Raw genomic sequence first — 16,224 nt, 5'->3', positions numbered from 1 at the left:
AACGCTGCTTATGGAGAGCTCTCCATAAGCAGCGGTTGCCGTCGCTCGTCCTGCCGCTATGGAAGTCCGCTGACGATCTCTCATCGGTCGTTCGGAGTAGTGGGCCATATTTTTGGATGGAGATAGAGAACACCAATCTATTAGCTCCTCACATGGCTTGCGCTTTCAAGCCAGCTTAAGCAGGTCCGCGAGGTCCATAGGCGGCTCGATAAAACGTTAAGAGCCTCTTAGCATGCAACTCGCCAAGCATGATCGCATCGGCATAGCCTTACATGCCTTGGCGACTGCCGCTCTCGATCTTGACGCCCGGTTGATTTTTGCGAATGGGCTTGACCTTCTCGTCGTGACAAGGTTCATAGTCAAAACATGAATCAACTGAAGGAGGCTCACATGGTCCGTTTCAATGTTCCTGACATGACGTGCGGTGGTTGCGCCCAGCGCATTCGTCGAGCAATAGCTCAGGCCCCAATGCCGGCGGGTGTCGAAGTAGAAATCGATGTGGCCGCGCGGCAGGTCCGCGTTCCTGGGCAAGCCGAAGACGACACTGTGGAGCTTGTTCGCTCCGCAATTGAGCGTGCCGGATACAAAGCAGACGCCGTGGTGGGGACTTCATCGGGCCGAACAACCGGTGGCTGCTGCTGTGCGTCTCGGTCCACAACCTCTGTTGATGTGAATCAAGGCGCTGCGAACCGTACGTCGTCATGCTGCAATTGAACCTACAAGGAGACCATCATGCGTCTGAATATCGTCGCTGGGCTGTTGACAACCCTTTTCGTGGCGGGATGTGCCATCGCGCAATCTCCAAAACCTACGGACGAACACGCAGGCCACCACCCCGGTGATGCGCAGAGCGGTGGCGTAGCCACCCAGTCTGCCCCGACAGCTACTACCCCGCCAGCACCGGACGCCTTTGATCGTCAGATGAAGGCGATGCAGGAAATGCACAAAAAAATGCAGGCGGCCAAGACTCCCGCCGAACGTTCTGCTCTGATGGACGAGCACATGAAGCTCATGCAGTCCGGCATGGCCATGATGGGTGCTGGTAATTCTGGTGGCATGGGTATGGGGATGATGCAGCAAGGGGCGCAGGCCAAACCTGCCGCACCTGCAGCCTCTGGAAACTCGGGCATGGGAGGCGGCATGATGGGCATGCACGCTCAAATGGAGCGCCGCATGGCCATGATGGAACAGATGATGCAAATGATGGTGGACCGCCAAGCGGTCATGCCATCCAAGTGAGAACCGCACGAACAAGTGGCACGTCAATGAAATAGAAGGTACGCCGACGGCTTCCTCCGTCACCAGGCCCGCGTTTCGTATTGGTACTGCGCCGGCGTCAGAGACCGGCTTTTGTTCGGCAGATGCGGCCAGCGCGACTTTCATCAGAACCAACGCGGCTGAGAAAACCAACCCATGCGAAGTCGCGCCTGTGTGTTTCCCCGGCAGTTACGGGGTATCTGCGGATCCGGCTACAACGCGCCCGCTCTATTTCCCCACTTGCAACCCTTTCAAGGGGGAGGGACCAGACGCTCGCATCGGCTCGCCCGAGTGCGAACTGTGGCCGCTGAAAAATAGCATTCGCCATATAATCTAATAATCGTTGGATTAAAAGATCATGAATGCTCGAACGTTGAAAGACCTGCTATACGAGCAGGTTGCCCGCATCGGAAAGTCCCTCTCAAGCCCAAAACGGCTAGAGCTGTTGGAGCTGCTTGCCCAAAGCGAGAAATCGGTCGAGACCTTGGCCTTGCAGGCTGGTATCGACTTGCGCCTGGCCAGCGCGCATCTCAAAGCACTGCGGGAAGCCCGTCTGGTGGCAACCCGGCGCGATGGTCGGCACATCTACTACCGCCTCAGTGGTCAAGACGTGTCTCAACTGTGGGTCGCCCTGCGGGAGACCGCTGAGGAGCACTTGGTCGAGCTGCGGGTTGCTCTGGGGCAGATGACGTCTCAACCGGATACCTTGGTATCGGAGGGACGGGAGAGCCTGCTGGAAAAAGCACGGCACGGAGAGATCGTCGTGATCGACGTACGCCCTTCCAGCGAATTCAACGCGGGGCATTTGCCTTTTGCGCGCTCTATGCCGCTGGATGAGCTGGAAAAGCGTCTGGCTGATCTGCCTGCGGATCGCACCATCGTCGCTTACTGCCGGGGGCCTTTCTGCCTCATGTCTGACGAGGCAGTGCAACTGCTGCGCGCCCGTGGCTTCGTAGCCAGAAAGATCAGTGACGGTGTCAGCGAGTGGGCTGCCAGCGGCCTGCCCATCGAAACCTCCGCGCAGTGAGGCCATTGAGTCGGCCCTCAAAGCGAACTGATCGCCTGGACAGCAAAGGCCGACAAGTTCTCGTTTTTTAGGGAGGCACCTATGTTCTTCAAGCAACTGGCGACCAAGGAGTCCTCCTTGTCGTACTTTTTCGGCTGCGCTGGACAGGCCAAGGCCATCGCGGTCGACGTAGTGGCTGGCGACGAGGATTGGTTCATGCAGGCGGCCCGTGAAGCCAATGTCGAAATCACCCACGTCATCGACACCCATGTCCACGCCGATCATTACTCGGGTGGTCGTTCGTTGGCCCAGAAGGTTCATGCCCCCTATTGCCTGCACGAATCCAATCACGGTCAGGTGCAGTACGACTTTCTGCCATTGCAGGACGGACAGCTGCTCGATGTCGGCAATGTCAAAGTCAAGGTTCTGCACACGCCAGGGCATACGCCGGACAGCCTGTGTCTGCTGGTCACCGACAAGCGGCGCGGTGAGGCTCCCTGGTTCGTCGTGACCGGTGACACCCTATTTGTTGGCGCCATTGGTCGGCCTGACTTGGCTGGACAGGAGCAGCAGATGGCGGGTGTTCTCTATGACACCTTGCACACCAAGCTTCTGTCGCTCCCTGACGAAATCGAAATCTATCCGGGGCACCAGGCTGGCAGCGCCTGTGGTGCGGGCTTGTCTGGCAAGCCCTCTTCAACGCTGGGATTCGAGAAACGCTGGAATCCGGCATTGACCATGGAGCGCGGCGCCTTCATCAGCTTCCTGACGCAAGAGATTCCCCCGCGACCGGCCGCCATGGATGCGATGGTGCGTTTCAACCTCGGTATGGAGGGCTGAACGATGCACACGGCCACCGTCCGCCTGGGGTTGCGTGAAAACCTGGGCCAGTTCTCTTTGCTGGTCCTGGTCAATGCCTTCGTCGGCGCGATGGTGGGCCTGGAGCGCAGCATTCTTCCGGCCATCGCCGAGCAAGAGTTCCACATTGCGGCGCGGGCGGCGATTCTGTCGTTCATCGTCGTCTTCGGCATCACCAAGGCGCTGACCAACTACTTTGCGGGACGACTTTCCGACCGCTATGGCCGCAAACATGTCCTGGTGGCTGGATGGCTTGTTGCAGCCCCTGTGCCCTTTATGCTGATGTGGGCGCCCGATTGGAACTGGATCGTCGCGGCCAATGTGCTGCTGGGGGTGAGCCAGGGCCTCACTTGGTCTACCACCGTCATCATGAAGATTGATCTTGTGGGGCCCAAGCAGCGTGGCCTTGCGATGGGTCTCAATGAGTTTTCTGGGTACTTCGCAGTGGCGGGCAGTGCGCTCGCCACCGGCTGGCTAGCCTCCCACTACGGGCTGCGCCCGCAACCTTTCTACCTTGGTGTGGCCTATGTCCTGTTTGGCCTGGCGCTCTCGGTGCTGGCGGTCCGCGAGACCCGGCACTATGTGGCCCAAGAAGTGCGCACGCACCATGCCGGCCACGATGTGGCACTGCCCAGCCAGGGGGACATCTTCCGCCGCGCCTCTCTGACCGACAAAAACCTCTCCAGCATCAGCCAGGCAGGCCTCGTCAACAACCTCAACGATGGCATGGCCTGGGGCCTGTTTCCCCTGGTTTTTGCCGCTGCTGGCATGAGCTTGGCGCAGATTGGCACGCTCGCCGCAATCTACCCGGCTGTCTGGGGAATGGCGCAGATTTTCACGGGAGCGCTGTCTGATCGCATCGGACGCAAACAACTGATCGTTTGGGGAATGTGGGTGCAGGCGGTGGGTGTTGCCGTCACCGCGCTGAGTGCAGGCTTTCTGGGATTCGGCTTTGGCGCAGTCCTTCTCGGGCTCGGCACTGCAATGGTCTATCCCACCTTGCTGGCGGCCATCGGAGATGTAGCCCATCCTGCCTGGCGCGCGTCTGCGGTGGGTGTGTACCGGCTCTGGCGCGATCTGGGCTACGCGGTCGGCGCGCTCCTGGCGGGTATCACGGCGGACCTTTTTGGGTTGGCCGCCGCAGTGTGGTTGGTCGCGGCCATCACCTTGCTGTCAGGTGTGATCGCTGCTGTGCGGATGAACGAAACACTCGCTGCTGAAAAAGCATGAGTGAGCACAAGCCGAAGATGCTGGGCTTCAGCTGCCCTCGCTATGATGCGGCCCACAAACAGTCAGGCAGGGTGACCGGCATCAATTGGCGCTGATCTCCATACCAACGCTTGTCACCCCACTGTCTGACCATGCGACGGGCTTGCCCTGGTGCATGCGGGCAATTGCACCAACGATGGCCAGGCCGAGCCCATGGTTGCTTTGCCCATGGCTGCGGGCTGGATCGGCGCGGAAGAATCGATCAAAAAAATGCGGAAGTATCTCGGGGTCAATCATGTCGCCGCAGTTGGTGACGGTGATGAGCACACGGTCCTCTTCCATCGCCTTGAAACCCACTTGAACAATCGAACCCGGCCTTGCGTACCGCGTGGCATTTCCCAGCAGGTTGGACAACGCCCGACGCAGCAGAGGAGCGTCGAAGGCGCCTTGCACGTCTCCTACCACCTTGGCCGTGAGTCCCGCCTCAGCCAGCGACGCCTCGTGGTAGTCCAGAACGTCCGCAGCCAACGACGCAAGGCTTGACACTGGTGCACGGCGCGCACCCACACCGCGATCCGCCTGGGATAGAAACAGCATGTCGTTGACAATGCCCGTCAGGCGATGCAGCTCCTCCAGATTGGATGCGATGACCTCCTGCATGTCCGCTTGGTCGGGGTGCCGGAGTGCCAATTCATTGTTGGCAATCAGCGTGGCCAGCGGTGTGCACAACTCGTGCGCCACATCCGCATTGAAGCCCTCCATCTGTGAATAGGCCTTCTCGATGCGTGCCAACAGTGCATTGAACTGGTCAATTAGTGGCACGAGTTCAAGGGGTTGCTCTCCGCCGTCGAGCCGCTGATGCAGGCTATCCGCAGACAGTGCACGTGTTTGACTGGCAAGCCTTCGCACTGGCGCCAGCCCGAGGTTGACCAGGGAAAATCCTCCCAGCGACACCACGATCGCGCCCCCAATTGCAGCCACGAGCAAAGTGACTGCGAGCCGATGCAGCAACTGGTTGTCGGTTTGTATGTCCAGCGACAGCTGCACGCGCAATACCCTTGACGCCAAGCCATCGACTTGTGCCACTTCGAATTGCCGTTGGCGCAGCACTGTATGCGAGTTCTGGTTCCGAGTGTGCGTGTAGAGCACAACTGCGTCGGACTGCAGAACTTCGAGAGAAAGATCCCCGTGCCCCACCAGAAAGTCATCGAGCTTGTGAGTCAGGTCCTCCGAATCCCGGTGCTCCTTGCCATCCGCCAGAAGGTTCCGGATAACGTTCTCCTTTTGCGCCAGCGTTTCCTCCTGGCGGTCACGAAAATTGAACTCCGTCACCAAGTAGACGGCCAGACAGACCAACCCGAGTCCGGCAAAACTCTGCAGCGCCAGCCACCACGACAGCCGCTGGCGCAACGACCGATGGCGGTCCAGTACCTTCATGCGTTGCGCTCTTCCATGACGTAGCCCATGCCCCTGATGGTGTGAAGCAGTGGTCTCTCAAAAGGAACGTCCAACTTGCTGCGCAGGCGACGTATCGCGACCTCCACAACGTTCGTGTCACTGTCGAAGTTCATGTCCCACACCTGTTCGGCAATCTCGGTGCGAGACAGCACCTCACCGTTGCGCCGTAGGAACAGCGTCAAAAGCAGGAACTCCTTGGATGTCAGATCCAGCCGTTGGCCACTCCTGGAGGCTTTGCGCCGTACCAAGTCCACTTCGAGGTCAGCCAGGCGCAGCTGCGCGGGTTCGGATGTGTCCCTCGCGCCCTGGGTACGCCTGAGCAGGACCTGGATGCGGGCATTCAGTTCGGAAAACGCAAAGGGCTTGACCAGGTAATCGTCTGCGCCGGTTTGCAGTCCCAGTACCCGGTCCTCCACGCTGACCCGGGCCGTCAGCATCAGTACCGGTGTCTGCCTGGATTTACGAAAAGCGGTCAGCAAGCTGAAGCCGTCGATGCCCGGCAGCATGGCGTCGAGCACAAGCAGGTCATGTCCGCCTTCCAGCGCCATGTGCAAACCGTCTACCCCGTTGTGCGCAACATCCACCACGTAACCGACTTCCCCAAGACCCTTTCGCAGGTATTCGGCCAGCTTCACTTCGTCTTCGATGAGAAGAATTTTCATACGCCGATTCTCGAAGAATGTGGGGCGTCCGTAGATTACGAATTTGTCATCTGGCTGTTGGCGCAGTGTCGTGGGCCGCTTTCTAAAGTGCACTCCATGTCGAAAGGCATAGCCGAGGCAAGTCGCCAAAGGCTCACTTGAACCAAGAGACGCACCCATGACTACTCGTAAATCCCTAGATTTTTCACTGGCCGCCCTGATGATCGTCGCCCCTGGCCTGGCCTCTGCCTCGTCGCTGTATCACCCCACGGGTGGTGAAGTCGGCTACACCACACACCCTGATCATGTTCAAAGCACCAAATCCCGTGGTGAAGTGATGCAGTCCGTGGAAGCCGCACGCAAGGATGGAACACTGGCGGTCCTGTCGCGTGGGGGGGCGCTGCCCATCAAGGCAACCGGCCCAGCCAAAACTCGTGACCAAGTGCAGCAAGAGTACCTGGGCATGTCCGCTGCCGAAAAGCAGCGCCTGCAGGAAATGTACGGCGCAGGCGGCTGAGCATTGGCATGCAGTGATCACCGACAGGTACACTCGCCCCGATGCGCCGCGCCTTCCTCATCTGCCTGATGGTGCTGCTGCCCTTCCAGTTTTCCTGGAGCGCGGCGGCAGCAACCTGCATCCATGAGCAATTAGAAGGCACGTCGCACTGGGGCCACCATGAAGCGGAGCACGTGGAAGATGCGTCCGCCGAACCGGGAAGCGATCATGTCTCCCTCGATGGGGAGTCCCTTGGTGGTTCAGTGAATGCGGACCACCATCATCTGCCGGGTGCCTACCCATTCCCCTCACTCTTCGTGCAGCCATTCCTCGTGGGGACTGTCTCCGTATCCCCGCCTGAGCTGAGCGTGGATTTCTCCACAGCAACGACATCAGGACTCGAACGCCCTCCCAAGGCCCTCGCTGAAACTCTTCGGCGGGAAGGGCCTGGGCATGTTTGAACGCTTCTTGACCTAGCAAGGGGGCGAGCGTCGCCCCCCATCTCGCCGAATTCCTCCTGTTTCAGTGATCAGCGGAGAATTCGATGCGATACCCTTTGTTGCCGTTCTTGGGAGCGGCTTTTCTTGTGCCCGTGGCATTTGCCCAGGGCACTCCCCCAATATCTGCACCTGCAGTAGTTCAAATACCTGAGCGGCCAAGCTTGGGCATGGGGCAACTCTCCCTTCGGCAGGCTGTAGAGCAGGCGCTGGCGCACCATCCCGAACTGGCCGTTGCCGATGCTGAAGTGCAAGCGCTGGGCGGCGCGAGCCTTCAGGCCCGCGCACGCCCCAATCCCGAGTTGTCCTTCACACAAGAAGGCACCAAAAGCCCATCGCGCACGACCACAGTGCAGATCAATCAGCCCATAGAGCTGGGTGGCAAGCGGCAGGCCCGTATGACGGCGGCTGAGAGGGCCGCCGAGCTAGCCCGGGCAGACCTGTCTGCGCGCCGCCATGCCATTGCCGCAGCGGTAGTGACGGCATTCTTTGACGTGCTCACCATCCAGGAGCGTCTGCGTCTCGCCGAGGCGGCGCTGGAGTTGTCCCAGAGGTCAAGCCTGGCGACATCGCAGCGCGTGAAAGCTGGCAAATTGTCTCCTGTCGAAGAAACCAAGGCCAAGGTTGCCGAGGCCAATGTGCGCATTGAACTGGCGCAAGCCCGTTCGGAATCCAGTGCCGCCCGTGCGCGCCTTGCAAGCGCAATGGGCAGTCCCCTGGGGCCCCTTGTACTGGAAGGTCGGCTCGACGATTTGCCTCCGATCCAGAACTATGAGGGGTTTCAGGCACAGCTGGATCAATCGCCCGCGTTGCAGCGCGCAGAGATGGAAGTTCGACGCCGGCAAGCCCTTACCGCCGTGGAGAACGCACGGCGCATCTCGGACATCACGGTCAGCCTGGGCGCCAAACGCGATCAGGAGCAAGGCCGTACCCAGGCGGTGATCGGACTATCGATCCCGCTTCCCTTGTTTGACCGCAACGAAGGCAACATCCTGGAAGCCCTCAAGCGCGAAGACAAGGCGCGCTTGGAACTGGCATCCACGCGCATGCAGCTGGAAAGTGAGGCGCTCCAGGCGCGTGAACGCCTGTCCAGTGCCCGCGCGGAAGCACAGTCGCTTGCTGCGGATGTCGTTCCCGGAGCCCAGTCGGCCTATGACGCCGCCACCAAAGGGTTCGAGCTGGGAAAGTTCAGTTTCTTGGAGGCATTGGACGCCCAGCGCACGCTTCTCCAGGCGCGCAGCCAGTACCTCAAAGCCCTTGCAGAAGCCCATCGCGCAAGCGCCGAACTCCATCGAATTTTGGGCACTGACGCGCTGACCAGTGCGCGTTGAACTCCGGAGCACATTCATGACTACCAAACCCAAGAAGCAATGGCTGGCCATCGCGGCCGTCCTCATCGTTACCCTCGTTCTCGGGGCCTTCATCGTCAGTGGGAAGAAGAGTTCCAGCGGTGGTGACGAGCACGGCCACCAGGAAGCAGAAGCTGGCGAGGCACACAAGGATGACGACAAACATGCTGAAGCCGAAAAGCCCGCCAAGGGCCCCCACGGCGGCAAGCTCCTGAAATCCGGTGATTACGCCGTGGAAGTCACCATCTTCGAGACCGGAGTGGAGCCTCAGTTTCGGCTTTACACCTATCTGGGCGGCAAGCCCATCGACCCCGCCCAGAGCCAGATCCAGCTGAGCTTGCTGCGGCTGGGGCAGCCGCCGCAGGCCTTCACGTTCCGCAAGGAGAAGGACTACTTGCTCGGAGACGCGGTGGTGGAGGAACCCCATTCATTCGAAGTCAAGGTTGCCGCCACCTACGCGGGAAAAACCCACGAGCTGGGGTACGAGCAGGTGGAGGCGCGGATCGCGATGTCTGACGATCAGCTCAAATCAGCCGGTGTTGAATTGGGAGTAGCAGGCCCGGCCAAGATTGGTACCACCCTGCGCCTCTTGGGCGAGGTCAAGTACAACAGCGACCGGACCGTGCAGATGGTTCCGCGCCTGGCAGGACTCGTTGAGCAGGTGCTGGTCAGCGCGGGAGATACGGTCCGCAAAGGCCAGGTGATGGCCATTCTCAGCAGCCAGGTACTTGCAGACCAGCGCGCCGAGCTGCTGGCCGCACAGCAGCGCCTGTCCCTCGCGCGCACAACGTACGAACGCGAAAAAAAGCTCTGGGAAGAAAAAATCACCGCTGAGCAGGACATGCTCAGCGCGCGGTCCGCCATGCAAGAAGCGGCGATTGCCGCGCAAAGTGCCCAGAGCAAGTCAGCGTCCCTGGGCGGCGATGCGGCAAGCGGTGGTCTCACCCGATACGAGTTGCGCTCGCCCATTGACGGCGTCGTAACAGAGAAGCGCATCTCGCTGGGCGAAGCCGTCAAAGAGGACAGTGCTGTCTTCACAGTCTCGGATTTGTCTTCTGTCTGGGTGGAGGCTCCGGTATCGAGCCAGGACCTTGGCGGTTTGGCTGTGGGCCAGCCGACCCAGGTGCGGGCCAATGCGTTTGAGGCCACCGCGACGAGCAAGGTGACCTACATCAGCGCGCTCGTCGGCGAACAAACACGCAGCGCAATGGTTCGCACCACGCTGCCCAACCCCAAGGGACTGTGGAGGCCCGGTCTGCCCGTCACGGTGGAAGTGCTGCTGGAAGAGAAGGAAGTGCCGGTTGCAGTCTCCGCTCAGGCGGTGCAGGACCTGCGGGACTGGAAAGTGGTGTTCGGCCGCTATGGCGAGAGCCTGGAGGCGCGGCCCCTGGAGCTGGGACGCAGCGACGGTCGCATGGTGGAGGTGAAAGGTGGCCTCAAGGCCGGAGATCGCTACGCAGCCACCAATAGCTTTGTTGTCAAAGCGGAGCTGGGCAAAGCCGGCGCCAGCCACGACCACTGATGAAGGAGCTGCACATGAAACAGATCACCGCCATCATCCGGCCCCACCGCCTTGACGCAGTGGAAGCGGCACTGCACGCGCTGCCTCATCTCCCGGGGTTCACGGTTTTCCCGGCCCACGGTCATCCGCGAGGGCATGGTCACGACCACCACTTCGACAACGACGAATGGAGTCCCGACAACCACCAGCAGTTGGTTCTGATGGTGTTCTGCAACGACGGCGATGCCCCCGGCATCGTGGATGCCATTGCCAATGCGGCACGTACCGGCCAGAGCGGCGACGGCGTGATCGGCGTAGTCGAACTCATCGATGTCGTGCGCACTCGCACGGGTGAACGCGCCGATGCCGCGCTCTAAGGGACACCACGATGTTTGAACGCATCATTCGCTTTGCCATCGATCAGCGATGGCTTGTGCTGCTGGCGGTTCTGGGAATGGCCGCGTTCGGCGTTTTCAACTACCAGAAGCTCCCCATCGACGCTGTGCCAGACATTACCAATGTGCAGGTACAGATCAATACCGAGGCTCCGGGCTATTCACCGCTGGAATCGGAGCAACGCGTCACCTTTCCCATCGAGACCGCCATGGCGGGCCTGCCCAAGCTGGAGCAGACACGCTCCATCTCACGCTACGGCTTGTCACAGGTGACCGTTGTCTTCAAGGAGGGGACCGATCTGTATTTCGCGCGCCAGTTGGTGAGCGAGCGCATTCAGGAAGCGCGTGGTCGACTCCCTGCAGGGCTGACGCCCTCGCTGGGGCCTATTTCCACCGGTCTGGGCGAAATCTACATGTGGACGGTGGAAGCCGAGCCGGGTGCACGCAAACCCAATGGCGGCGAGTACACCCCCATGGATCTGCGAGAAATCCAGGACTGGATCATCAAACCGCAGCTGCGCACCGTTCCGGGTGTCACCGAAATCAACACCATCGGCGGGTATGCCAAGGAGTTCCAGGTGGCGCCGTGGCCAGATAAGCTCGTGGCCCACGGATTGACGATTGCAGACCTGGTCACTGCCTTGGAGCGTAACAACGCCAACGTGGGTGCAGGCTACATCGAGCGTCGCGGCGAACAGTACCTGATCCGCGCGCCGGGCCAGGTGGGATCGATAGGAGACATCCAGAACGTGGTAGTCGCAACCACCAAGGGTGTGCCTGTCCGTATCCGTGATGTCGCGGATGTCATCCTCGGTAAGGAACTGCGCACCGGAGCGGCCACAGAGAACGGCCAGGAGGTGGTTCTCGGTACCGTCTTCATGCTGATTGGAGAAAACAGCCGCGACGTATCTACAGCAGTGGACAAGCGGCTCAAGGCCATCAACAAGAGCCTGCCCAAGGGGGTTATTGCCAAGACAGTCTATGACCGTACCGTATTGGTGGACAAAGCCATTGCGACCGTCAAGAAAAACCTGATGGAGGGCGCGTTGCTGGTGATCGCGATCCTGTTCCTTTTTCTGGGGAACATTCGGGCTGCCATCATCACGGCGCTGGTCATCCCGCTGGCGATGTTGTTCACGTTCACCGGGATGGTGAGCAACAAGGTCAGTGCTAACCTGATGAGTCTGGGGGCGCTCGACTTCGGCATCATCATCGATGGCGCGGTCGTCATCGTGGAGAACTGCATACGGCGTCTCTCGCACGCGCAGGCCGCTGCAGGCAGACCTTTGACACGCAACGAGCGATTCCACGAAGTGTTTTCCGCTGCCAAGGAGTCTCGCCGCGCGTTGATGTTCGGACAGCTGATCATCATGGTGGTCTACCTCCCCATCTTTGCGCTCACCGGGGTGGAGGGCAAGATGTTCCACCCCATGGCCTTCACGGTGGTCATTGCACTGCTGGGCGCCATGATCTTGTCAGTCACGTTCATTCCTGCTGCGGTCGCGCTTTTCATCGGCTCCAAGGTGAGCGAAACCGAAAGTCGCCTGATGCTCTGGGCTAAGCGCGGATACGCCCCCATCTTCGACTGGGTGATGGACAGAAAGCCACTGGTGCTTACGGCTGCAGCGGCCTGCGTGCTGTTGTCCGGGCTGCTGGTGACACGCATGGGCAGCGAGTTCGTCCCCAACTTGGATGAGGGTGATATTGCGTTACACGCGCTTCGCATCCCGGGGACCAGCCTGACGCAGGCGATTGGCATGCAGATTCAGCTGGAAAAAACGATCAAGGAGTTTCCCGAGGTGGATGCAGTGTTTGCGAAGCTCGGAACCGCCGAGATCGCCACCGATCCCATGCCCCCCAACGTGGCCGACAACTTCGTCATGCTCAAGCCGCGCGACCAGTGGCCGGATCCTAAGCGAACGAAGGCAGACCTTGTTGCTGCAATGCAGGCTGCAGTGGCCAAAGTACCTGGCAACAACTACGAGTTCACTCAGCCGATCCAGATGCGCTTCAACGAACTCATATCTGGCGTACGCAGCGATGTGGCGGTCAAGGTGTTTGGCGATGACATGGACCAGATGAATGAGAGCGCCGAACGGATTTCTCAGGTGCTGGAAGGCATCGCTGGTGCTGCGGACGTCAAGGTCGAGCAGACCACCGGGCTACCGATGCTGACCATCAAGATCGACCGGGAAAGAACCGCTCGCCTCGGCTTGAACGTGGCCGATGTACAGGACAGCGTGTCCGCCGCACTGGGTGGGCAGGAGGCTGGCCGCGTCTTTGAGGGGGATCGCCAGTTCGACATTCTGGTGCGCCTGCCTGACATTCTTCGCAGCGATATCGAAGCCATTGAGCGGCTGCCGGTCCGCCTGCTGGCCGCGGAAGGCTCCAGTACGCGCGGCTTTGTCCGCCTGTCGGATGTCGCGGCCATCGTTTCGGCTCCTGGACCCAACCAGATCAGCCGCGAAGACGGCAAACGTCGGGTGGTCGTGACGGCCAACGTGCGCGGACGGGACATCGGCAGTTTCGTGGCCGAGGCCCAGACCAAGTTGGCACAGCAGGTGGAAATACCAAGCGGCTACTGGACGCAGTGGGGGGGGACCTTCGAGCAACTCCAGTCAGCCTCCAAGCGGCTGCAGATTGTTGTCCCCGTGGCGCTGCTGCTGGTGTTCACCCTGCTGTTCGTGATGTTTGGTAACGCCAAGGATGGCTTGTTGGTGTTCACCGGCATACCGTTCGCACTCACCGGCGGCGTTGTGGCGCTGTGGTTGCGTGACATTCCCCTGTCGATTTCAGCAGGGGTGGGCTTCATTGCCCTGTCTGGTGTCGCTGTGCTCAACGGTCTGGTGATGATTTCCTACATCCGAAGCCTCCGAGAGGATGGGATGACACTGGATGCCGCCATCCGCGAAGGCTCCCTGACGCGGCTGCGGCCTGTGCTTATGACTGCATTGGTGGCCTCCCTGGGTTTTGTACCCATGGCCATTGCCGTAGGTACCGGGGCCGAAGTGCAGCGGCCACTGGCCACGGTCGTGATCGGGGGCATTCTGTCTTCCACCGCATTGACGCTGCTGGTGCTGCCCATGCTCTACGGCATGGCGCATCGCCGTCGCGAGAAGGACCACCAAAAGGAAGTGCAATCTGGTCATCTGGCCGAGGCTTGATCCAGTAAAGAACCCGGGCGAATGTCTGGGTCCTGATCTTTTCCAGGCTCGCTGCAGCCAGCGCTGCAGTGACTCTCTTACAGAGGTACAAATGCCATGATTTATAGATCAAGTTGGCTCGCGACTCTATTGGCTGCAGCGGCTTTAGCCGGGTGCGCAACCCCCGTGTATGAAAACCGCCTCGCCTGGAACGAGGGCTGGCGAATGGGTGTCGTCGTACAGGTAGGTTCTAACGAGGTGCTTCGAAGCAGGTACGAAGGGCAATGTCTTTGGACACCAAAACGCCCATCCATCGAGTCGCTGGCTGTCGTCCGGTGGAAGGAGATGAGCAGAGTTCGCTGGCGCGTTGCGGCTGTACCCAGTCCAACCGCCATCCAAGTGGGCTCGGCAGTCTATGTGAACGTATACAGCTGCGAGAGCCCAGTGGAAATGCGCACGGAGCCTTAGTTGCGCGAGCTGCCATAGCCTTTGGTTCCGATTGGCAATCAAAGCCCAAACTTGTCTCGACCTCAAAATCATCACCGTATGCCCCCGCAGCAACTTTGCACTCACCTTGGTAATATAGTCCCCTAGACTATTTTTATTGCTCCCCAATATGTCCCATACCTCTCGTGAAAAATCCAAATTGATCGCGCGTGTCCGCCGTATCAAGGGTCAGATCGAAGGAATCGAGCGCGCCCTAGATTCAGATGCACCCTGTGTCGAAGTGCTGCGTCAGATCGCGTCCGTGCGGGGTGCAGTCAGCGGCTTGACCGCCGAGGTGATGGAAGACCACCTGCGTGAGCACGTGCTGGCGCCGTCGGACGACACGGAGCGCCACCGGGGCGGTGAGCAAATGATTGAGGTCATCCGGGCTTACATGAAATGAACCTGTTGCACCTAAGTCACCTCCACATTGGAAAATACAAATGAGCTTTGCAACACCCACTGCAGTCGCCGAGTCAGCACACGACCATTTCTTTCTGGGCTCCGACCACGAGCGCAACGAGCGCAAAGTGTGGCTGGTCATTGCCCTCACGGCCAGCATGATGCTGGTTGAGATCATTGCGGGCACGCTCTACGGCTCAATGGCGCTGGTGGCCGACGGCTGGCACATGTCCACCCATGCAGGCGCTATGCTGATCACCGCATTGGCTTATCGCTTCGCACGCAAGCACGTGCGCAATCGGCGCTTTACGTTCGGCACGGGCAAACTCGGCGACCTGGCTGGCTTTGCGAGCGCAGTCATCCTGGCGTTGATTGCCCTGCTTATCGCTTACGAAAGCGTGGTCCGGCTGACCCAGCCGATCCCTATCGATTTCAACCAAGCGATCGTCGTGGCCGCCGTGGGTTTGGTCATCAACGTAGTCTGCGCCTGGCTGCTGAAAGACGATCACGCGCACCACGGTCACCACCACGGCCATCATCAACATGACTCTGAGCGCGGCGACAACTGCGGCCACGATGACCACCATGCGCCGGGCATGAGCCGCGACAACAATCTGCGCGCTGCGTACATCCACGTCTTGGCGGATGCGCTTACCTCGGTGCTGGCCATCGTCGCGCTGCTGGTCGGCAGCAGTTACGGGTGGCTGTGGGCTGACCCTCTCATGGGCGTGGTAGGCGCGCTGGTGATAGCCCGCTGGTCCTGGGGTCTGATCCGCGACTCTGGTAGTGTTTTGCTGGATGCCTCAGCCGAAGGAGAGGAAGTGCAGCTGGAGATCCGGGAGGCGATGGCGCCAACAGGAAGCAAGGTTACCGATCTGCACGTGTGGCAGGTCGGGCCGGGTCACTTCGCGGCCATTGTCTCGCTGACAGCACCGGAGCCGAAAGAGCCTTCGCACTACAAAGCGCTGATGGCGCAAATTCACGAGCTTTCGCATGTCACGGTAGAGATTCAGCGGCAGGTCACATGAGTATCGGGATCCTATTGAAGACCTGGGCCAAGCGGGTCAAGCGCGACGGCGTGACGCTTTGGTTTGCGGGCAAGCATCCCCGCACACCCTGGCATGCGAAGATTCTGGGAGTCTTTGTAGTTGCTTACGCACTGAGTCCCATCGACCTGATCCCGGATTTCATCCCCGTATTGGGTTACGTTGACGACATACTTTTGTTGCCAGCATTGATCTGGCTGACCGTGAAGCTACTGCCACCGGATGTCCTTGCGGAATGCCGCGTCCAGGCGGATGCTTGGATACGAGCTAAGGGTGCCAAACCCAGAAGTCAGTTTGGGATGGTGCTCGTCGTGATGGTGTGGTTGAGCGTAGCTACAGCGGCATGCTTGTGGCTCAAGCTGTATCTATAGGTTGGCCCCCGCGCGTAACTCGAGGGACTCTTCTTGCACCGAATTTCCTTGACATTCTCTAGATCGCCTCGCTGAATCGACCGGCGCAAGGCCCCCTATGCCCCTTACT

The 16,224-nt window shown here is 60.0% G+C and carries 17 protein-coding genes; 15 read left to right on the top strand and 2 right to left on the bottom strand.

All coding sequences use genetic code 11. The features are described from left to right. Positions 1 to 232 precede the first annotated feature (232 nt). From C380_RS25245 to C380_RS05805, 6 genes are all read left to right on the top strand, one after another. Entirely contained in the window at positions 233 to 370 is a 138-nt protein-coding gene (locus C380_RS25245; protein ID WP_156391310.1) for a hypothetical protein, read from the top strand. Continuing rightward, on the top strand, positions 367 to 714 hold the full coding sequence (locus C380_RS24295; protein ID WP_310219107.1) for a heavy metal-associated domain-containing protein: 348 nt from the start codon (positions 367 to 369) through the stop codon (positions 712 to 714). Before C380_RS25245 ends, C380_RS24295 begins: the two co-directional genes overlap by 4 nt. Before the next feature lie 18 nt (positions 715 to 732). Then, on the top strand, positions 733 to 1,239 hold the full coding sequence (locus C380_RS24290) for a hypothetical protein (RefSeq protein ID WP_015012963.1): 507 nt from the start codon (positions 733 to 735) through the stop codon (positions 1,237 to 1,239). Positions 1,240 to 1,615: 376 nt separating this feature from the next. Further along, complete coding sequence (locus C380_RS05815; protein WP_015012962.1) at positions 1,616 to 2,284, top strand: metalloregulator ArsR/SmtB family transcription factor; 669 nt, start codon at positions 1,616 to 1,618, stop codon at positions 2,282 to 2,284. Between the two features lie 81 nt (positions 2,285 to 2,365). After that, a complete protein-coding gene (locus C380_RS05810; RefSeq protein WP_015012961.1) occupies positions 2,366 to 3,103 on the top strand; it encodes an MBL fold metallo-hydrolase in 738 nt (245 codons plus the stop codon). A 3-nt stretch (positions 3,104 to 3,106) separates the two neighbouring features. Beyond that, complete coding sequence (locus C380_RS05805) at positions 3,107 to 4,351, top strand: MFS transporter (RefSeq protein WP_015012960.1); 1,245 nt, start codon at positions 3,107 to 3,109, stop codon at positions 4,349 to 4,351. 81 nt (positions 4,352 to 4,432) lie between these two features. Here the strand turns inward: C380_RS05805 and C380_RS05800 are convergent, their stop codons facing one another. Together C380_RS05800 and C380_RS05795 are read right to left on the bottom strand one after the other, a co-directional pair. Next, on the bottom strand, positions 4,433 to 5,767 hold the full coding sequence (locus C380_RS05800; protein ID WP_015012959.1) for a heavy metal sensor histidine kinase: 1,335 nt from the start codon (positions 5,765 to 5,767) through the stop codon (positions 4,433 to 4,435). Beyond that, entirely contained in the window at positions 5,764 to 6,450 is a 687-nt protein-coding gene (locus C380_RS05795; protein WP_015012958.1) for a heavy metal response regulator transcription factor, read from the bottom strand. The genes C380_RS05800 and C380_RS05795 overlap by 4 nt, the downstream gene beginning before the upstream one ends. A gap of 157 nt (positions 6,451 to 6,607) precedes the next feature. Here C380_RS05795 and C380_RS05790 point away from each other — a divergent pair, with 157 nt between their 5' ends. From C380_RS05790 to C380_RS05755, 9 genes are all read left to right on the top strand, one after another. Next, positions 6,608 to 6,946, top strand: a complete 339-nt coding sequence (locus C380_RS05790) for a hypothetical protein (protein ID WP_015012957.1) — start codon at positions 6,608 to 6,610, stop codon at positions 6,944 to 6,946. Between the two features lie 41 nt (positions 6,947 to 6,987). Next, positions 6,988 to 7,386, top strand: a complete 399-nt coding sequence (locus tag C380_RS24875) for a hypothetical protein (protein ID WP_148279920.1) — start codon at positions 6,988 to 6,990, stop codon at positions 7,384 to 7,386. A gap of 206 nt (positions 7,387 to 7,592) precedes the next feature. Beyond that, positions 7,593 to 8,753: a TolC family protein gene (locus C380_RS05785; RefSeq protein WP_015012956.1), complete on the top strand. Its 1,161-nt coding sequence runs from the start codon at positions 7,593 to 7,595 to the stop codon at positions 8,751 to 8,753. Between the two features lie 16 nt (positions 8,754 to 8,769). Then, complete coding sequence (locus tag C380_RS05780; protein WP_015012955.1) at positions 8,770 to 10,293, top strand: efflux RND transporter periplasmic adaptor subunit; 1,524 nt, start codon at positions 8,770 to 8,772, stop codon at positions 10,291 to 10,293. A gap of 14 nt (positions 10,294 to 10,307) precedes the next feature. After that, positions 10,308 to 10,649 carry a P-II family nitrogen regulator gene (locus C380_RS05775; protein ID WP_015012954.1) on the top strand — a complete coding sequence of 114 codons (342 nt, stop codon included), beginning with the start codon at positions 10,308 to 10,310 and terminating at the stop codon, positions 10,647 to 10,649. Positions 10,650 to 10,660: 11 nt separating this feature from the next. Next, positions 10,661 to 13,831: an efflux RND transporter permease subunit gene (locus tag C380_RS05770; RefSeq protein ID WP_015012953.1), complete on the top strand. Its 3,171-nt coding sequence runs from the start codon at positions 10,661 to 10,663 to the stop codon at positions 13,829 to 13,831. A gap of 595 nt (positions 13,832 to 14,426) precedes the next feature. Next, positions 14,427 to 14,699 (top strand): metal/formaldehyde-sensitive transcriptional repressor, encoded by a 273-nt coding sequence (locus C380_RS05765; protein WP_015012952.1) that lies wholly within the window; start codon positions 14,427 to 14,429, stop codon positions 14,697 to 14,699. A gap of 40 nt (positions 14,700 to 14,739) precedes the next feature. Continuing rightward, positions 14,740 to 15,726, top strand: a complete 987-nt coding sequence (dmeF, locus tag C380_RS05760) for a CDF family Co(II)/Ni(II) efflux transporter DmeF (RefSeq protein ID WP_015012951.1) — start codon at positions 14,740 to 14,742, stop codon at positions 15,724 to 15,726. Continuing rightward, positions 15,723 to 16,115: a YkvA family protein gene (locus tag C380_RS05755; protein ID WP_015012950.1), complete on the top strand. Its 393-nt coding sequence runs from the start codon at positions 15,723 to 15,725 to the stop codon at positions 16,113 to 16,115. The genes dmeF and C380_RS05755 overlap by 4 nt, the downstream gene beginning before the upstream one ends. Positions 16,116 to 16,224 lie beyond the last annotated feature (109 nt).

The organism is Acidovorax sp. KKS102, assembly GCF_000302535.1.
Taxonomy (GTDB): Bacteria; Pseudomonadota; Gammaproteobacteria; order Burkholderiales; family Burkholderiaceae_C; genus Acidovorax.
The sequence above is the reverse complement of the archived record's forward strand: the minus strand, read 5'-3'. Positions and strand labels throughout refer to the sequence as shown.

Excerpts from the sequence above, each read along its gene's own strand:
- C380_RS25245 (WP_156391310.1), top strand. The coding sequence starts at position 233 with ATGCAACTCGCCAAGCATGATCGCATCGGCATAGCCTTACATGCCTTG.
- C380_RS24295 (WP_310219107.1), top strand. The coding sequence starts at position 367 with ATGAATCAACTGAAGGAGGCTCACATGGTCCGTTTCAATGTTCCTGAC.
- C380_RS24290 (WP_015012963.1), top strand. The coding sequence starts at position 733 with ATGCGTCTGAATATCGTCGCTGGGCTGTTGACAACCCTTTTCGTGGCG.
- C380_RS05815 (WP_015012962.1), top strand. The coding sequence starts at position 1,616 with ATGAATGCTCGAACGTTGAAAGACCTGCTATACGAGCAGGTTGCCCGC.
- C380_RS05810 (WP_015012961.1), top strand. The coding sequence starts at position 2,366 with ATGTTCTTCAAGCAACTGGCGACCAAGGAGTCCTCCTTGTCGTACTTT.
- C380_RS05805 (WP_015012960.1), top strand. The coding sequence starts at position 3,107 with ATGCACACGGCCACCGTCCGCCTGGGGTTGCGTGAAAACCTGGGCCAG.
- C380_RS05800 (WP_015012959.1), bottom strand. The coding sequence starts at position 5,767 with ATGAAGGTACTGGACCGCCATCGGTCGTTGCGCCAGCGGCTGTCGTGG.
- C380_RS05795 (WP_015012958.1), bottom strand. The coding sequence starts at position 6,450 with ATGAAAATTCTTCTCATCGAAGACGAAGTGAAGCTGGCCGAATACCTG.
- C380_RS05790 (WP_015012957.1), top strand. The coding sequence starts at position 6,608 with ATGACTACTCGTAAATCCCTAGATTTTTCACTGGCCGCCCTGATGATC.
- C380_RS24875 (WP_148279920.1), top strand. The coding sequence starts at position 6,988 with ATGCGCCGCGCCTTCCTCATCTGCCTGATGGTGCTGCTGCCCTTCCAG.
- C380_RS05785 (WP_015012956.1), top strand. The coding sequence starts at position 7,593 with ATGGGGCAACTCTCCCTTCGGCAGGCTGTAGAGCAGGCGCTGGCGCAC.
- C380_RS05780 (WP_015012955.1), top strand. The coding sequence starts at position 8,770 with ATGACTACCAAACCCAAGAAGCAATGGCTGGCCATCGCGGCCGTCCTC.
- C380_RS05775 (WP_015012954.1), top strand. The coding sequence starts at position 10,308 with ATGAAACAGATCACCGCCATCATCCGGCCCCACCGCCTTGACGCAGTG.
- C380_RS05770 (WP_015012953.1), top strand. The coding sequence starts at position 10,661 with ATGTTTGAACGCATCATTCGCTTTGCCATCGATCAGCGATGGCTTGTG.
- C380_RS05765 (WP_015012952.1), top strand. The coding sequence starts at position 14,427 with ATGTCCCATACCTCTCGTGAAAAATCCAAATTGATCGCGCGTGTCCGC.
- dmeF (WP_015012951.1), top strand. The coding sequence starts at position 14,740 with ATGAGCTTTGCAACACCCACTGCAGTCGCCGAGTCAGCACACGACCAT.
- C380_RS05755 (WP_015012950.1), top strand. The coding sequence starts at position 15,723 with ATGAGTATCGGGATCCTATTGAAGACCTGGGCCAAGCGGGTCAAGCGC.